Below are 15,632 nucleotides of genomic sequence, written 5' to 3'. Positions count from 1 at the left end.
AATATGAAACTCTCTAAATTCGTTTTTACAGCTTTAGCCAGTGTAGCAATTAGTGCAGCCAGCCTTACTAGCGCATACGCTCATGATGACAAATATTTTGATTCGATCAAGTCACCCAATGGCGGTCAAACTCGCATGGCGGGTGTATATCACTTTGAATTGGTGTTGGCACAAGACAGCAAAACCGCCAAAGAAAATCCAGTCACGGTGTATGTAACTGATCACGCAAATAAAGGTATTTCTACTAAAGGAGCGAGTGCCAGTCTGACTTTAGTGCAGGGAACCAAAAAGACCACGGTTGATTTAGTACCAGAAGGGGAAAATCGTTTTGTCGGTAAAGCGACGTATGCTTCAACCGCGAATTTGAAGGGTGCATTGACTGTGACGATGGCGGGTAAGCCTGCTGAACAAGCGCGTTTTACGCCATTTGCTAAGGCGAAAAAAGTCAATACAAAAGCAGCAGACAAGGGAAATCATAAGGAAGCTGAACATGCGCATGAGCATAAGCACTAAGATGATGAACTTTACATTCTCAAACTCTAAAATCAACGCCCTCCGTTTCGCCACCGTCTGTGTGGTGATCGCTGCAAGCTTGGGTTTGTCGGCTTCGGCAAATGCAAGCTTGGTCGAATTAAAATGGGATGAGCAAGGGCGTTTTCAACATCGAGGCGAGATTAAAGCCGGAGGTATACTCGAAGTCTGCGGCAAACTCATGCTCGGCACAAAAATCGATTGGCAATATCAAAGTGCGAAGCCTTTGGACTTTAATATCCATTTTCACGAAGGTAAAAAAGTGAGCTTACCCGTCAAATATCAAGCACGTGATTCTGTGGCTGAGCAATTTGAAGCTGCTCAAAGCCAGGATTATTGCTGGATGTGGTCGAACAAAACTAAGGAAGTAGTGACGCTTGATTTGAGTCTCAGTCAGGTGCAAAAGAAATAGCCTGTCGGGACAGTATCAAAGCTGTCCAACTCCGTATTCTAGGATGTACACAAAGCTAGAGATCCAATACGCGGTATAAATGAGCGATATAAATAAGCAGCGTAAAAAGAGGGATAATATTCTGGTGTTGTCGAGTTAAGCCAAAAATGATCGTGTCGCTCTTGCGAGGATAGAAATGCAATCTAGATAGTTTTTTCTTGATTGGATTCGTATTTTTGTAGGAAAGATCAACGATACAATGAGAGCTTGATGAAAACAAAGAGGCAAAATGAAGTAAAACTTAACAACACCAAGAATACTGTTTCGATATTTTTACGCTGACTATTTTCTAAATGAGGGCTTATGACGCCGATTCGACCTCTGTTAATTGCGCTCCTTATAAGCGCAATTGCGCTGCTTACATCACCGCTCGCATCGGCACAGCCAGTAGCGCAGGCCTCCACAACTACCACGCCATCGGCGCAAGCAAAGAATGCTTATCCGCATGCGAAAGAATCAATTGGCAAAGTGCGCGAAATTTATGATGGCACATTGTCGCCTGCCATCGCAGTTAATACCTTCCGTAATATTGATCGTTTATTTCCGTCTCATCGCATCCTTAAATCGGCAAAGCCAAAAGCCTTACCGGTCGCTGCAAAATCAATTAGTGAATTTTACTTTATCGATCGTGGGCGGCGCGTTTCGCTTGAACAGTATCTTGAATGGAATAAGGTTGCCGGATTATTGATACTAAAAGATGGCCAAATCCACCTAGAGAAATATCGTTATGGAAATTCAGCACAGACGCGTTGGATGTCAATGTCGATTGCGAAGTCGATTACCTCGACCTTGATTGGTGCAGCAATCAAGCAGGGCAAGATTCAGCGACTCGATGATCTGGTGATCAAGTATATCCCTGAGCTAAAAGATAGCGCCTATCAACAGGCGACTGTCAGAGACGTATTGATGATGAGTTCAGGTGTGCGTTGGAACGAGGCTTACTCAGATCCTCGATCTGATCGTCGTAAGTTATTGGAGGCACAGATCGCGCAGCAAGCCGGTTCCAGTATGCGAGTGATGGCTGGTTTGCCGCAGGCATTTGCGCCGGGCAGTCGATTTAATTACAGCACAGGTGAAACCCAAGTTGCCGCGCAACTCTTACGCAATGCGATAGACATGCCTTTATCTGCTTATTTGCAGGAACGGATATGGTCAAAGTACGGCATGGAAGCCGATGCGACATGGTGGTTAGACGCGCCGAATGGTGTCGAGATTGGCGGCAGTGGCTTTAGTGCGACCTTGCGTGATTATGGACGCTTTGGTTTGTTCATGTTGGGTGGTGGCTTGGCGGCGAAAGAATTAATTTTGCCCACCGCATGGACTTATGAAGCTGGAACGCCGAAGCGTCTGCGCCAAGGCGATTTTATTCCCTATGGTTATTTGTGGTGGCCTGTGAATAGCGAACAAGGGTTCCAAGATGGCGCGTATATGGCGATAGGGATACACGGCCAGTATCTCTATCTGAATCCACGCAATAACATCGTGATTGTCGTTTGGGGTGCGCAAGTCAAGCCGACTGGTGGCGCTGTGGTAGATGATCAAGCATTTTTTGCTGCGGTTAGTGCGCAGCTCGCAGAAAATAAAGCGACTAAATGAGCGAGTGTTTAGCTTGTAGATTTATTTAGATTGATGTGGATTTAGTCCATTTAGTGGAAGTAAGTATGGCGTCTGTTCGCATCTAAATCCGCACGCTTCTTTTCAATGTCAGCCAATAAACGTCTAGCATGCGCTTGTTGCGCAGGAGTCGCATCGCGAATGATCTCCTCTAATAACAAACATGCTCCTTCAGAGTCGGCCATTTCTAGATAGGCTTGCGCTAACTGCAAACGCACTTCATGCGCGTTTGCGGTTTGAGCTGGATCATTCTTGGTCGGTGTTATGCGCGATGCTATGTTGTTATCATCGATGATGGTCGGGGTTATTTTTTCTAGGTTTATCGTCTTTGGTGCAGCAAGCTCTTCAAGCTTAGCTATGCTGGTTTCAGGTGCTGCCTCAAGTGCTGCCTCAAGTGTTTTTTTTGGGCGGCTGATAGAATCTGGTGCTAAGTTTGCTTGTGGCGCGAGTGTGGCAGATACATTCGTAGACGGTGGTGTAAGGAATAAAAATTCGGCGACACCTAGTTCTCGTAATTGATTGATCTGACGCGGGCGGTCTTCATGCTGCGCCAGTTCCAATAAGCTTTCTAATTGTAGAAAGATATTTAAATCAAACCCCTCACGTGGACTCATTCTTGAATTGTTTAATAAACGTTCAAGATAAATGACGACTTCATCTTTCGGCCACAATTCGATGATTTTATTGATCACATGTGGATAGTCGCTCAATTGTTTCTGCATCGGCGTGGCAGGTGTTTGCCACGGCAATAAGCGGATATTGAAAAACTTTTTTAGCTCTTTACTGACAGATTCAAATGCCGATTGATCTTTGTTTTGGCGTGAACTATCTAATTTTTGTAGCCAAGGTTTGGGAGAATTTGGTTTGGTCGCGGCAGCTAAGGCTTCTTCATAGCGTGGATCACCCGGTTTATATACATTGAGCCAAGCATCAAAAAAACCACGAATATCAGAAAACTCATCGCCGGTGTTGGGATTTAAGGTCTTTTTAAAACGACTATTACCGCCTTGTGTCGTATTCTCTGCATCTGTTCCAGTGGTATGAAAAGACGACATTCTACCAACCGTGCTGAGTTGTGAGGTGTCAATGAAAGATAGCGAGAATAGGGAGTCTTGAAAGCTTCGGATCGAGGTAGTCAGTGCATCGATACCATCCTGAAATTTATGCTGTACATGCAAGCGCCAGAATGAGAATAAAGAGACCAACATCATCACAACCAAGAAACCAATCAAGCATTGCGTCCAAAAAACCTTTTGCGATTGCGCTTCAAGATATTCTATTTTTTCTTTATTGATTCGGGAATTTTCCGCCAACAGCTTGGTCAGTTCTTGTTGCAATTGAATTTGCTGTGCTTTATCTGCATCACTTAATTCTGTCGCTTGAGTTGCCGTGGTGGGTTTAGCTTCTTGTACGGATGCCGCGCTGATCAGGGGCGAGCACAAACATAAAGAAAACAGTAAGCTTAGAAACATCTTGGCGAAGCAAAATCCTCGTTTGCGTGAAGATAATTGAGTCGTCTCCATAATCCACCCATTCTTAAAATAATTGACATGAATTTTAAGTTAGATTGTTTGATAAATTCGATCAACAATGAATATTCCTCGTTTATTTGCCGATGTTTGTATAAATCCCACACTATCGCTTTGACTTCTGTTGAAGCAGGGAAATAAGCGTGCTTGACGGCAATAAATCCTGCTATTGTTCGTCGGCATAAGTTGTATACAGCATTGATTTGTTACCGTTCACTGGCGTCAAGATGGCAGCTTCGGTGCTTGCTATTAGATTCAAAATAAAGGCTTCAATAAAGGAAAAAGGCATGAAAAAAACGATATGGAAAATGAGCTTACTGGGCAGTATCTTTGCCTGCATTCCGGTCTGTGCTCAAGCCGCAGATACGATGATTTTATTAAAGCCTGATCGCGTATTTGATGGGCAGAAAATGCAGCAAGATTGGGTCGTGCTGGTGAAAAATAATAAGATCGTCGAAGCTGGTCCTATGCGCTTTAAGCTGCCCGCAGATACGCGTGTGATTGAGTTGAAAGGACAAAGTTTATTGCCCGGCTTAATTGAAGGGCATTCGCATTTACTGCTGCACCCTTATAACGAAGTTAGTTGGGATGACCAAGTATTAAAAGAAAGCCGCGCAGAACGTGTGGTACGCGCGGTGAATCATGCCAAAGCCACATTGGCTGCTGGTTTTACGACTGTGCGTGATCTTGGAACTGAAGGCGCGGAATACGATGACGTTGGTTTAAAAAAGGCGATAGAAAAAGGAGTAATCCTTGGCCCGCGCATGATCATCGCCACCAAGGCGCTAGTCGCCAAGGGTGCTTATGGACCTAAAAGTCAAAATCCTGATATCGATTTGCCGCAAGGTGCTGCTGAGGTATCGGGTATCGAACAGATTTCGCATGAAGTGCGCAGCCAAATTGGTAAGGGCGCTGATGTGATTAAAGTGTATGCCGATTATCGTGCCGGACGAGATGGTGAAGCCGTACCGATTTTTTCTGTGGCAGAGATGGCGGTCATGGCGAGTATTGCCAATAGCGGTAAGCGGCAATTGGTTGCGCATGCATCGACCCCAGACGGCATGTTACGCGCAATTGAAGCAGGTGCTTCGACCATAGAACATGGCGACAGCGGTACAGCGGAAGTTTTTAAACGCATGAAAGAAAAGAATGTCACCTTGTGCCCAACCTTGGCAGCGGGTGACGCGATTGAACAATATCGTGGCTGGAAAGAAGGCGTCGATCCCGAGCCTGCTCGTCTATTAGCTAAGCGCCAAAGTTTTAAGTTGGCTTTGCAATCAGGTGTGGATATTTGTATGGGCGGCGATGTTGGTGTTTATACGCACGGTGATAACGCGCGTGAAATGGAATTGATGGTTGACTATGGCATGAGTGCGATCGAGGTGTTGTGCTCGGCAACTTCCTTGAATGCGAAAGCATTTGGCTATGCCGACAAAATTGGTAGCATTCGCAGCGGTATGTTGGCAGATTTAATCGCAGTTGAGAGCGATCCAAGTCAAGATATTCGACGCGTGCGACAAGTTAAGTTGGTGATGAAAGACGGGAAGATCATCCCCAATTAGGCGGCCGCGGTTTTTCATTCATCTGCACGATGTAATATGGCTGCGTCAGATTATAGTGAGTAGGTCTGACGCAGCTTGATGACTCTTTAGCGCATCGCAAATTTATTACGTAATATGATCGACTTAGGATGGTCTGGCACTAAGTCGATCAATTGACTAATTTCGTGCTGTGCGCCTGCCATATTCCCTGTATGTAAATAAGCTTCTGCTAAATTTCTATGAATTTCGGCGTAGCCATGCGCCATTTTTTTCGCCTTCTCTAAGTGCTTTACTGCACTGAGATATTCCTTATTCTTTATCGCCTGAATTCCCAAGCCTATCCAATAGTGAGGATTTTCGGCATTGCTAGCCTCAATTTTTTTCGCAAGCATCAAAACTTCGGCATCACGATTTTGCATCTGCATAATTTTCTGCATATTGCGCATAGCGATAACATCATTTTCGTTAATTCGTAAAGCGTGTGCCAAGGTTTGTTCAGCCTCTTCATGCCAACCTGTTTGCAGATACAGCTCTGCTAGATTGCTATAAGCCAGTGAATTATTCGGTGCGGCGAGGATCGCAGCTTTGAAATATGCGTAGGCTGCATTTTTCTGATTTTTTACAAGGTGCTCGGCACCAAGATTGTTATAGAAGCGCGATAAAATCTCATCTTCATTTAAGGCTCGACCTTTATGTAACACCATAGTCTGTGGCTCAAAATCGATAATCAAATAGCCTCGGTTCTCACCTTCGCGTTCAAACCAAAAATCTTTTTGCATCACCATTGTATTGACGTGCGAACTTAAAAAATCTAAGTTGCCACGGCGATCGAATTGAACCGGTATCTCCACTTCTTGCATCACGATTGGCAAATTCAAAGCGCGGCCGATCGAATAAGCCAAGATCGTTAAGGAAATACAATTGCCACGCTTGCTTTCCCAGGTCTTTTTAGCAGTCGTCGTTTCATTATTGTTATAAGAGAACTCTGCAGAATCTTCGGTGTAAACCAAGTCGAGTAAAAAACGGGTTTTCGAAATATTGCCCAGTTTTTGAACTTCAGTTTGATTTATTCGCTGCTTTAACTGATCAGATAGTTCAAAAACTTCTGCTCTTGAGATGATGGGAATCGCGGGTACTTCATCAAAATAATCGTCATGCCAAATGACTTTGTTGGGCGCTGCAGCAACTGCTTCTTTCGCACTTGATGGCATTTGCGTTTGCTCTGATGTTGCGCAGGCACTTAATCCAAGTACACATAGCGAAAAAAAGATATTGCGCATATGGCCTCCATGAACATTTGGAATTTTTATAGAACGTCTCGCAATACTTTACTCTGGTTTAATTGACTTTTACAGATAATTTCTGCGAAATCATAAGAGTTTTTGCACGAAGTTATGTATATTGTGCTTGCACAAAATTCCTATTCAAAAGAGATGGAATTTATTTTTTCACGCCTTTGTTTATTCATGAGAGAAATTAATATGGCAAACCAAGAAGTCAAAAGTGATTTAGAAATCGCACAAAGCGCACAACTTAAACATGTCGATGAGATTGCCAAAGTATTGGGCGTGGATATCGATGAGCTTGAGCACTATGGCAAGTACAAAGCCAAATTGCCACTGCACTTGATTGATCCAGAAAAAATCAAAAAGAACAAATTGATCTTGGTCACCGCCATCACACCAACCCCGCCAGGCGAAGGTAAAACCACCACTTCAATTGGTCTCACTGAAGGCTTGAATCGCATCGGTAAAAAGACTACTGTAGTCTTGCGCGAACCGTCGCTAGGCCCGGTGTTTGGTATTAAAGGCGGTGCGGCGGGTGGCGGCTACTCTCAAGTCGTGCCGATGGAAGATATTAATTTACATTTCACGGGCGATTTTTCTGCGATTGAAAAAGCGAATAATTTATTAGCCGCTTTGATCGACAATAATATCTACTTCCAAAAAGAAAGCTTGGGTATCGATCCACGTACCGTCAAATGGAAGCGCGTGATGGACATGAATGATCGTTCACTACGTAGCATTATTACTGGTCTTGGCGGTCGTCCCGGCGGCAATCCCCGTGAAGCGGGTTTCAATATTACGGCAGCGTCCGAGATCATGGCGATCTTGTGCCTTGCAGAATCCTTCCAAGATTTAAAAACTAAGCTTGGTAATATTTATGTTGGTGATACCTACGACAATACGCCGATTTATTGCCGCGATCTGAAAGCACAAGGCGCGATGGCGGCATTGTTGAAAGATGCGATCAAACCCAATTTGGTACAAACTTTAGAAGGCAATCCAGCGATTATTCATGGCGGTCCATTCGCGAATATTGCACAAGGTACCAACTCCGTATTAGCAACTAAACTCGGTCTGTCTTTATCAGATTACGTCGTGACCGAAGCAGGCTTTGGTGCCGATTTAGGCGCAGAAAAATTCCTCGATATTAAGTGCGGCTATTCGGGTTTGAGTCCGTCCGCAGTCGTGATTGTGGCGACGGTACGCGCGCTTAAATACCACGGCGGACAAGATCTAAAAACCTTAACAACACCGAATTTGGATGCGCTTAAAGCAGGATTTGCAAATCTTGAAAAACACTTAGAAAACATCGCCCAATTTGGCTTGCCAGCGGTTGTGTCGATTAATCGCTTCAGCAGCGACAGCGACGAAGAACTCGCTTTCTTAAAACAAGCGTGTGAATCACGTGGAGCCAAAGTGGCGCTCTCTGAAGGCTGGGCAAAAGGCGGTGAAGGAACAACCGACTTAGCCCGCGCGGTAGTTGAAACCGCAGAAAACTTCAAAGGACGCTATACGCCAATTTATGATTGGAATAGCGATATCAAAACCAAGGTCGAAACTGTCGCCAAAAAAATCTACGGTGCCGGTTCTGTAGTTTTCCAAGCTAAAGCTTTGGCGGATATTAAGCACATCGAAGGTCTAGGTTTGGGTCATCTGCCTATTTGCATCGCGAAAACGCAAAAGTCTTTCTCGGATAATGAAGCCTTAATCGGAAGACCAAGTGGCTTTGAACTCACAGTGCGCGAATTTGAAATTGCAGCCGGTGCTGGCTTTTTAGTGCCGATCACCGGCGCGATTATGCGCTTGCCGGGATTGCCTGCGGTGCCAGCAGCTTTGCATATAGATATTGACGATCAGGGGGTGATTAGCGGTTTATCTTAAATGGGTCATCGATTTCTAGATTAAAGGTGGTTGAATAACTTATATAAACTAGATGAAATTTGAGCTTAATTGTTCTTGCAATATTGGATTTTAAGGAAGTGTTTGCTCACAGAGAAAGCTAATCAATGATTTATTTTAATCTATGATAACTGATCCATCTGCTCCCCAGTTTACCTTTGTAATTCCAGGCTCGATTTCCTCTAGTCGTCGTAACGCTAGATCTTTTGCATTTAATTCACCCGTTTCTAACCTACGTTCATCTGCTAGTCGATGTTCTTCTAAATTTTTGTCATAACGTTCACAAGCTAAGTCATAAGCCGCTTGCAGATCGGACACTTGCCAAGGTTTTGGAAGATAGCGTATTGCTTCCGCCTGATTGATCGCGGCTAGTAAAGTTTGTGGATCGAGTGACGCGCTTAGCATCAAGCGCACAGTATTCGGCTGAAATTGTTTTACAAAGGATAAAAAGGTAGCTCCATCCATATCTGGCATATTGAAATCTGCTATAACTAAGTCAAATTGATGTTCGCTGATTCGTTTTAGCGCGTCTAACGGATTGATGTAACACTCAATATGGTATTGATCTCGATGACGCAATTGTCGAAAATTCCTCTGTATCGCATTGAGAATTCCTTGATCATCGTCGACAAGCATAATGTTTCTCATGATTTTCTCCTGATCTTTGCAATTAATGGAGATTTTTGTGATAGGCCAAATACTCGCAATCTCTCAACGATTTTCTCTTCAATAACGAAATCGGCTGGCAAAATTAGCAAACCATCTCGTGTGACTAGGTCTTGTGCTAGAACCATGCCCGCTTGAAGCGATCTGAAATCAATTTCTTGAGTGATAAATTCTTCTGCTTTGCCACTAATTACGATTTCAAACGCTGCTACAACTTCTGGATCATACGCTCCCCCAGCGCTCTGTTTGATTCGGAAAATTGCCTCTTCTGTTGCTAAATTTTTTTGCTGAATAGCGCCATGTTGTAAGCCATCAAAATCTCCAGCCAAGCTTATTATGCGGGCGCCTATTGGAATTTCTTGCGCTATTAGTTTATGAGGAAATCCTCGCCCGTCGTATCGTTCGTGCTGACTGCGAATCATTTTGACTGCATCTTGTAGATCCACAAGCGGCATCAAGATTTGTTCTGCTTTTGCAATATGGCGAGCGAATTCACCAAGTTGCTGTGCATTCATTAGTTGTCGCGGAATACGCAGTAAATCGTCGCTTAAACTTAGCTTTCCAATGTCCGCGAGTAGTGCCGCAATGAAAATTTCTTGTATTAATCGTCCATCAAGTTTTAACTGACGAGCAATTCTCCGAGATAGGTCAGCCACCCGGCGACTTCGTCCCGCAAGTTGACCGCCGCGTAGTTCAACGACGCTCGCAAATACCTTAATTGAAGTTAAAAAGTTATTTTTTAATTGTTCATTTGCATTGAGTAGTTGTTCATGCGTTCTTTGTAAATCTGTTGTTCTCTCTTGAACTTTTATTTCCAAGTTAGAATTAAGTTGTCTTAGTTCTTCATTTTGTTTTTGTGTAAGTGCTTCTAGTCTAATTTTGTCGCGCTTTAACTGTTGGCGTTCTATGGCCTGGCTGACAATAAGTAAAATTTCATTTTCATCCCAGGGTTTAGTTATATAGCGGTATATTTGACCCTGGTTGATCGCATCAATAATGGAGTTGATATCTGAGTAGCCAGTTAATAGAAGTCTGGTTGTGTCTGGCCAAAGTTCCCTAACATGTTGAAGAAATTCCGCCCCATTCATCTCAGGCATGCGCATATCTGAAATAACTAGATCTATTTCAGTTTTGTTGAGTACTTCTAATCCTTCTTTTCCACTAGTAGCCATGATTAGTTCGTAGCCGAGCGGGCGCAACAATCTTTTAAGAGACGACAAAATATTAGGCTCGTCATCAACGCACAAAATACGTGCAGCCTGATTATTGGAGATCATATAGTGCCTTTTGTTTCAGGAAAGCTCTTTACAATATCTAGAATTTCGATCAAAGACTCTTGCGCCTTTTTTTCCAGTTCTTCTAATATATCTTTGCTTAATTCAAGTCGATCCCAAAGAACAGTTTGAGTTTGCAACATCTCTATTCGTTGATTTATTCCATCGGCACGATTGCTTAAAAGAGCAGCAGCTGCTACAAGTAAAGTTAGGATGTCAGTATCTTTCCTCAGCGTTTCGCAATGATGTTGTACAGCGTCTTGAATTTCGGACGGGATGTGCCAATAATTGAGAATGTTTCGACTGACATCAGAATAGAGAAAGTGTCGGGTTTTGCCGTTAATTTCGGTTGTAATACTTCGACTGCTTTGGTTTTGGGCAAGAATTGATTTGCTATAAGCTGGAAATTCAATAGCGATTGCCAGTTTTCCAATGTCGTGTAGTAAACCTGCTGTGAACGCCACATCACTTTGAAATGAGATATGACGAGCTAGCAATTGACTGTAAATGGCATTCTCCAATGCGGTATTGAAAAACTGTTTAATTCCATCAATCGAGTCAACCCACTTGTATAAATGGGCTGTGAGTAAGCTGGCGATAGCGAGAGAATGGACTGTTCTTGAACCCAAAATCATCAATGCATCGTGGATGCTAGCTACGTGGTAGGTCAGACCGTAGAATGAAGAGTTCGCGATTCGTAGCAATTTGCAAGTCAGACTGAAATCACGAGACAGGTCTAATATGATATCTTGTTGATTAACGTTTTCATCTTCAAGAGTTTGAAGTAATTTCGTTGCTGCTTCAGGAAGAACAGGAAGTCGCTCTAATTGCGAAAATGTGTGTAAATGGGATGCGGTGTTCATGTTGAACTCCCTATTTTTCTCTTGGTAGAAACATCATAATTACGCCAGATGACGGCGAGAGTTTCCCCATCAGTTTCCAAAAAGCTCGATAGTTGACGCCATTCAGATTGAGGTCAAAGTAGGCGTTGTTTGGGAAGGCTTTTAGCTGAATCGCAAGATTTACATCAAGTTCTTCTATCGATTTCTCGTACATGTCAGATCCATTCCATAGCTTGTGGATCGCAACTTCATTGCAAAAAGCAATGTGTTGATCATTACTCAAACCAAGAATGGGAATCGGCAGTTGATGTAAGATCTCGTCGATTACTTGGATATTAACCCTATCTATTTCTAATTGATGGGATTGTAATTTTGATTGATCAGCAAGTTGTCGATTGATCTTCGCAAGCTCATGGTTTCTATGCTGGAGCACCTCATTTAATCGGCGGTTTTCATCAATAATTGTTTTGAATTGAAATGCATCGGCAATATTTTGGCGAAGCATTTCATCGTCCCAAGGTTTGCTCAAAAACTTGTAAATCGCGCCTTCATTGACCGCATCGGTAACATAGCGTATCTCTGAGTACCCTGAAAGTATGATGCGTACGGTGTCAGGATATAGTCGTTTAGCTTCTCGTAAAAATTCAACTCCTGTCATTTCAGGCATGCGTTGATCCGAAATAATTACATCGATTTTATGTTGACTTAGTATGTTTAATCCTTCCGATCCGCTTTGACTAATGAATATTTCATATCCGTCCAGTCTTAGGAGTCGCTTTAGCGCGGAAAGGATGTTTTTTTCATCGTCCACTAATAAAAGCCGCTTTGTTGTGTTCGGTTTATCTTGATACTTGGAAAAATCTGGTTGCTCTTCAAGCCAAGATTTGAGTGTCGCGATTGGCATTGGTTTTGCGTAGAAAAAACCCTGAATTTGATCGCATTGGATTGAATTTAAAAAATTGAGTTGTTGTTCGTTTTCAACACCTTCGGCAATAACACTGATACCAAGATTGTGCGACATTGCAATCACAGCTTTTGCAATCGCTACATCATCAGTATTATTTGGTAATTCACTTACAAAGCTTCGATCAATTTTTACGTAGTCAAATGGTAAATCTCGTAAATAAATAAGTGCAGAGTAACCGGTGCCAAAATCGTCTATTGCTAGTCGAAATCCTTGTGCTTTTAATGACAGCAAGTCACGCTTTAATTTTTCACAGTCTGTGCTAACTGCAGTTTCCGTTAATTCGATATCGAATTCATCCGCAGATAATTGATATCGTGCGAGTGTGTCGTGTAGAAAATCAATAAACTTTGGATTTGCCAGCTGTTTTGGAGAAACATTAATAGCAATTGGGGGAATTGTTAGGCCTATTTCATTGCATTGTTTTTTTGTTTCGCATGCCAAAATAAATATGAGTTGCCCTAACTCAGATATTAGACCGGATTGCTCGGCCAATGGAATAAAGTCAGAGGGTAATATAACTCCACGAACTGGATGTATCCAACGAACTAGCGCTTCAAAACCTGCAAGTGTGCCACTGCGTAGATCATACTTTGGTTGATAATATAATTCGATTTCGCGCAGTTTAATTGCATTAGAGAGTTGTACTTTATCTTCCTCACTAAATGTGTCGGACGGCACTAGATTGTGGATAATTTGCTGCGACACTTCAAACATCTTTGGTGTGATAGTACAAGTTTCTTCTATAGGAATAGGTTCGAAAACGGAGGAAGTTGGTTTTTTTGCTGGACTTGTCGATACTTGATCATTTTTTGACTTTAATGATTCAAAGATCGTGTTAAATGCAAGACCAATTTCGAACAGACTTAAATTTAGCAATAAATCGAGTAGATTCGATTGGTTTGATTGATCAATTCCGTCGTAATTTTGCACTAGACTTGAACTGGAATTTAAATATGTCTCCGCTTTTGAAAAATACCAACTGGAAGGTAAATTAATTTGGTCTTGAATTTGTAGAATCCCGCTCGAGAAAGCATGTGAATACTGGCTTAGAGGTGAATTGAAAGATTCAAATAAATCTCGTCGTTTAGATTCGATATTAATTTTTAACGAGCGAGAGTAACTGAAGTGTCTCAGAATCTCTGTTTTGATTCCAATTTCAAATGCATATTTAAATCGTGTTTCTAATTCGGGCAATACGGGACGTAGTTGTCGTAATAAGTTGATTTCTTCGTTTGATAGCACGAGCTTACTAAGCCTACTATTTAGTAGGTTGGATTCAACATTTAGCCATCTACGATGATTTTCTGAAAAACACAGTGTCGTTTGTAGCATCATTGCCCCCACTTGCAACTTCAGAGCATTTTGAGAAAATTAGTTAATTTGTGTTCGATCAGGATCCAGTGGTAATCGAATCACAAATTCACTTCCTTTGCCAATTTCACTTTTTACTTCAATTTTTCCTCGATGTTTCTTAACAATTCCGTAGGATAGTGAAAGACCAAGACCTGTACCAGTGCCAATTGGTTTGGTCGTAAAAAAGGGTTCAAAAATTCGATTGATTAAGTCTTGAGGAATGCCGCTACCGGTATCAGATATTGAGATCCAAACCTGATCATTTGCGTGCCCTGTACTGATTGAAATATCACCCTTGTCATGAATTGCATGGGAAGCGTTCACTAAGAGATTCATAACAACTTGGTTTATTTGTGATATCACGCAGCGAACAGGTGGCAGCGGCTGATATTTCTTTTGAATTTTTGCTTTGTATTTGATCTCGTTGTAGACGATGTTCAATGTGCTCTCAATTCCCTGGATGAGATCGGCCTCTTGCCATTCGGTCTCTCCAACATGTGAGAAGTCTTTGAGCGATTGAACGATATCTTTAACTCGTTTTAGTCCATCAAGTGATTCGTTGAAAAGTTCTGCAATGTCTGTCTCAAGAAAATCCAAATCTGCTTTCTCTCTGATTTCTTTACATTTTAAAGCGTTAGTTTCGTGAGCTACTGACTGTAGCTGATCAATTGCATCAAACATATCTTCTATGTAGCTGTGGAGAGATACAAGATTAGAATTCACAAATCCGATCGGATTATTTATCTCGTGCGCAATTCCAGCGGCTAACTGTCCAATTGAAGCCATTTTTTCAGATTGTAAGAGTTGATCTTGCGCCTCTTGTAAGCGTTGAATGAGTAACTTTTGCTCTTCACCTTTTCTGTGTAGTGATTCTTCCATTGCTTTACGTTCACTAACATCAGTCAGGGATCCGATTACTTCTATGGGATTACCTGATTCATCGCGAATTAGTCGTAGCATATCGCGCATCCAGACATAGTTCCCTTGGATATCTCGAAATCGATATTCATAGGTTCGTTCACCTTCAACAAATAACATCGATAAGCTAGAAAATATATTTGGCTTATCGTCAGGATGTATGTGTTCAAACCAGAAGTTTGGGTCGGAAACCATTAAATCAGGATCATAGCCAAGAATCCGGCGAGCATTACTGCTCACAAAAGTCATTTTGAAATCGCCGGTTGGAACGCTACTGTAAATAATTGCAGGTGTGTTCTCAATCAAATACCTTAACCGCTCATGCGATGTCAATCTCACCGATGCGTGAGGATTTGCTTGCAGGTTTTGGAGCTCAGTGAATTCTGCGGCGAGTGCCAGATCGAAGTATTCCATTTGCGCATCCATCATCCTCTCCTTAGGGCCGCAGTATGTAATGCTCGAAATTTAATTCACGTATTGATGCGCATCACTTTGTCTGCATGCTTCTAGTTTCATACTAGTGGGTGGGTGATTGTTTGCAAGCGGCAATGTTTTAAATATTGTTAATCAAGATGTTCTTTTCTTACTATTTGTGTTTCGATGAATGTTAAGTCGCAATATAAACAACATAATAAAAAAACATTTATTCATCTCAACATATCTATCTTTGGGAAAGGCATAGCATGGTCTTAGATCTCTAAACTTTGTGTTAGCCAGGAGTTTTAGAGCTAAACCTGATTTATCTTTGTTGGTTTTTTATA

General features: G+C 42.3%; 12 protein-coding genes. 5 read left to right on the top strand and 7 right to left on the bottom strand.

The features are described from left to right. The first annotated feature begins 3 nt into the window (after nt 1–3). From KDM92_RS08730 to KDM92_RS08720, 3 genes are all read left to right on the top strand, one after another. On the top strand, nt 4–513 hold the full coding sequence (locus tag KDM92_RS08730; protein WP_212683974.1) for a hypothetical protein: 510 nt from the start codon (nt 4–6) through the stop codon (nt 511–513). Beyond that, nucleotides 491–943: a hypothetical protein gene (locus KDM92_RS08725; protein ID WP_212683973.1), complete on the top strand. Its 453-nt coding sequence runs from the start codon at nt 491–493 to the stop codon at nt 941–943. Before KDM92_RS08730 ends, KDM92_RS08725 begins: the two co-directional genes overlap by 23 nt. Nucleotides 944–1,285: 342 nt before the next feature. Continuing rightward, nucleotides 1,286–2,578 (top strand): serine hydrolase domain-containing protein, encoded by a 1,293-nt coding sequence (locus KDM92_RS08720; RefSeq protein WP_212683972.1) that lies wholly within the window; start codon nt 1,286–1,288, stop codon nt 2,576–2,578. Nucleotides 2,579–2,628: 50 nt separating this feature from the next. On the opposite strand, the gene KDM92_RS08715 is transcribed toward KDM92_RS08720, so the two are convergent. After that, nucleotides 2,629–4,119 carry a FimV C-terminal domain-containing protein gene (locus tag KDM92_RS08715; protein WP_212683971.1) on the bottom strand — a complete coding sequence of 497 codons (1,491 nt, stop codon included), beginning with the start codon at nt 4,117–4,119 and terminating at the stop codon, nt 2,629–2,631. A 293-nt stretch (nt 4,120–4,412) separates the two neighbouring features. Between KDM92_RS08715 and KDM92_RS08710 the strand changes: the two genes are divergently transcribed. Then, the gene (locus tag KDM92_RS08710) at nt 4,413–5,687 is read left to right on the top strand and encodes an amidohydrolase family protein (RefSeq protein WP_230408249.1); all 1,275 of its coding nucleotides are present in this window, start codon (nt 4,413–4,415) and stop codon (nt 5,685–5,687) included. Nucleotides 5,688–5,773: 86 nt separating this feature from the next. On the opposite strand, the gene KDM92_RS08705 is transcribed toward KDM92_RS08710, so the two are convergent. Further along, a complete protein-coding gene (locus tag KDM92_RS08705) occupies nt 5,774–6,946 on the bottom strand; it encodes a tetratricopeptide repeat protein (protein ID WP_212683970.1) in 1,173 nt (390 codons plus the stop codon). A gap of 201 nt (nt 6,947–7,147) precedes the next feature. On the opposite strand from KDM92_RS08705, the gene KDM92_RS08700 reads away from it, so the two are divergent. After that, nucleotides 7,148–8,833, top strand: coding sequence for a formate--tetrahydrofolate ligase (locus KDM92_RS08700; protein ID WP_212683969.1), 1,686 nt, complete (start codon nt 7,148–7,150; stop codon nt 8,831–8,833). Nucleotides 8,834–8,968: 135 nt separating this feature from the next. Here the strand turns inward: KDM92_RS08700 and KDM92_RS08695 are convergent, their stop codons facing one another. The 5 genes from KDM92_RS08695 to KDM92_RS08675 are packed head-to-tail and all read right to left on the bottom strand — an operon-like array spanning nt 8,969 to nt 15,297. Next, nucleotides 8,969–9,499 (bottom strand): response regulator, encoded by a 531-nt coding sequence (locus tag KDM92_RS08695; protein ID WP_212683968.1) that lies wholly within the window; start codon nt 9,497–9,499, stop codon nt 8,969–8,971. Next, nucleotides 9,496–10,794 carry a response regulator c-di-GMP phosphodiesterase, NosR family gene (nosR, locus tag KDM92_RS08690; protein ID WP_212683967.1) on the bottom strand — a complete coding sequence of 433 codons (1,299 nt, stop codon included), beginning with the start codon at nt 10,792–10,794 and terminating at the stop codon, nt 9,496–9,498. Before nosR ends, KDM92_RS08695 begins: the two co-directional genes overlap by 4 nt. Beyond that, complete coding sequence (locus KDM92_RS08685; protein WP_212683966.1) at nt 10,791–11,654, bottom strand: HDOD domain-containing protein; 864 nt, start codon at nt 11,652–11,654, stop codon at nt 10,791–10,793. Before KDM92_RS08685 ends, nosR begins: the two co-directional genes overlap by 4 nt. A gap of 10 nt (nt 11,655–11,664) precedes the next feature. Then, a complete protein-coding gene (locus KDM92_RS08680) occupies nt 11,665–13,932 on the bottom strand; it encodes an EAL domain-containing protein (RefSeq protein WP_212683965.1) in 2,268 nt (755 codons plus the stop codon). A 39-nt stretch (nt 13,933–13,971) separates the two neighbouring features. Beyond that, nucleotides 13,972–15,297 (bottom strand): ATP-binding protein, encoded by a 1,326-nt coding sequence (locus KDM92_RS08675; RefSeq protein WP_230408248.1) that lies wholly within the window; start codon nt 15,295–15,297, stop codon nt 13,972–13,974. Nucleotides 15,298–15,632: the final 335 nt, after the last annotated feature.

This window comes from Affinundibacterium baiyunense (assembly GCF_018139645.1).
Taxonomy (GTDB): Bacteria; Pseudomonadota; Gammaproteobacteria; order Burkholderiales; family Burkholderiaceae_D; genus Undibacterium; species Undibacterium baiyunense.
Note: the sequence above shows the minus strand (reverse complement) of the source record. Positions and strands in the feature narration are given on the sequence as shown.

Excerpts from the sequence above, each read along its gene's own strand:
- KDM92_RS08725 (WP_212683973.1), top strand. The coding sequence starts at position 491 with ATGCGCATGAGCATAAGCACTAAGATGATGAACTTTACATTCTCAAAC.
- KDM92_RS08685 (WP_212683966.1), bottom strand. The coding sequence starts at position 11,654 with ATGAACACCGCATCCCATTTACACACATTTTCGCAATTAGAGCGACTT.
- KDM92_RS08695 (WP_212683968.1), bottom strand. The coding sequence starts at position 9,499 with ATGAGAAACATTATGCTTGTCGACGATGATCAAGGAATTCTCAATGCG.
- KDM92_RS08730 (WP_212683974.1), top strand. The coding sequence starts at position 4 with ATGAAACTCTCTAAATTCGTTTTTACAGCTTTAGCCAGTGTAGCAATT.
- KDM92_RS08675 (WP_230408248.1), bottom strand. The coding sequence starts at position 15,297 with ATGGATGCGCAAATGGAATACTTCGATCTGGCACTCGCCGCAGAATTC.
- nosR (WP_212683967.1), bottom strand. The coding sequence starts at position 10,794 with ATGATCTCCAATAATCAGGCTGCACGTATTTTGTGCGTTGATGACGAG.
- KDM92_RS08705 (WP_212683970.1), bottom strand. The coding sequence starts at position 6,946 with ATGCGCAATATCTTTTTTTCGCTATGTGTACTTGGATTAAGTGCCTGC.
- KDM92_RS08680 (WP_212683965.1), bottom strand. The coding sequence starts at position 13,932 with ATGCTACAAACGACACTGTGTTTTTCAGAAAATCATCGTAGATGGCTA.
- KDM92_RS08720 (WP_212683972.1), top strand. The coding sequence starts at position 1,286 with ATGACGCCGATTCGACCTCTGTTAATTGCGCTCCTTATAAGCGCAATT.
- KDM92_RS08710 (WP_230408249.1), top strand. The coding sequence starts at position 4,413 with ATGAAAAAAACGATATGGAAAATGAGCTTACTGGGCAGTATCTTTGCC.
- KDM92_RS08715 (WP_212683971.1), bottom strand. The coding sequence starts at position 4,119 with ATGGAGACGACTCAATTATCTTCACGCAAACGAGGATTTTGCTTCGCC.
- KDM92_RS08700 (WP_212683969.1), top strand. The coding sequence starts at position 7,148 with ATGGCAAACCAAGAAGTCAAAAGTGATTTAGAAATCGCACAAAGCGCA.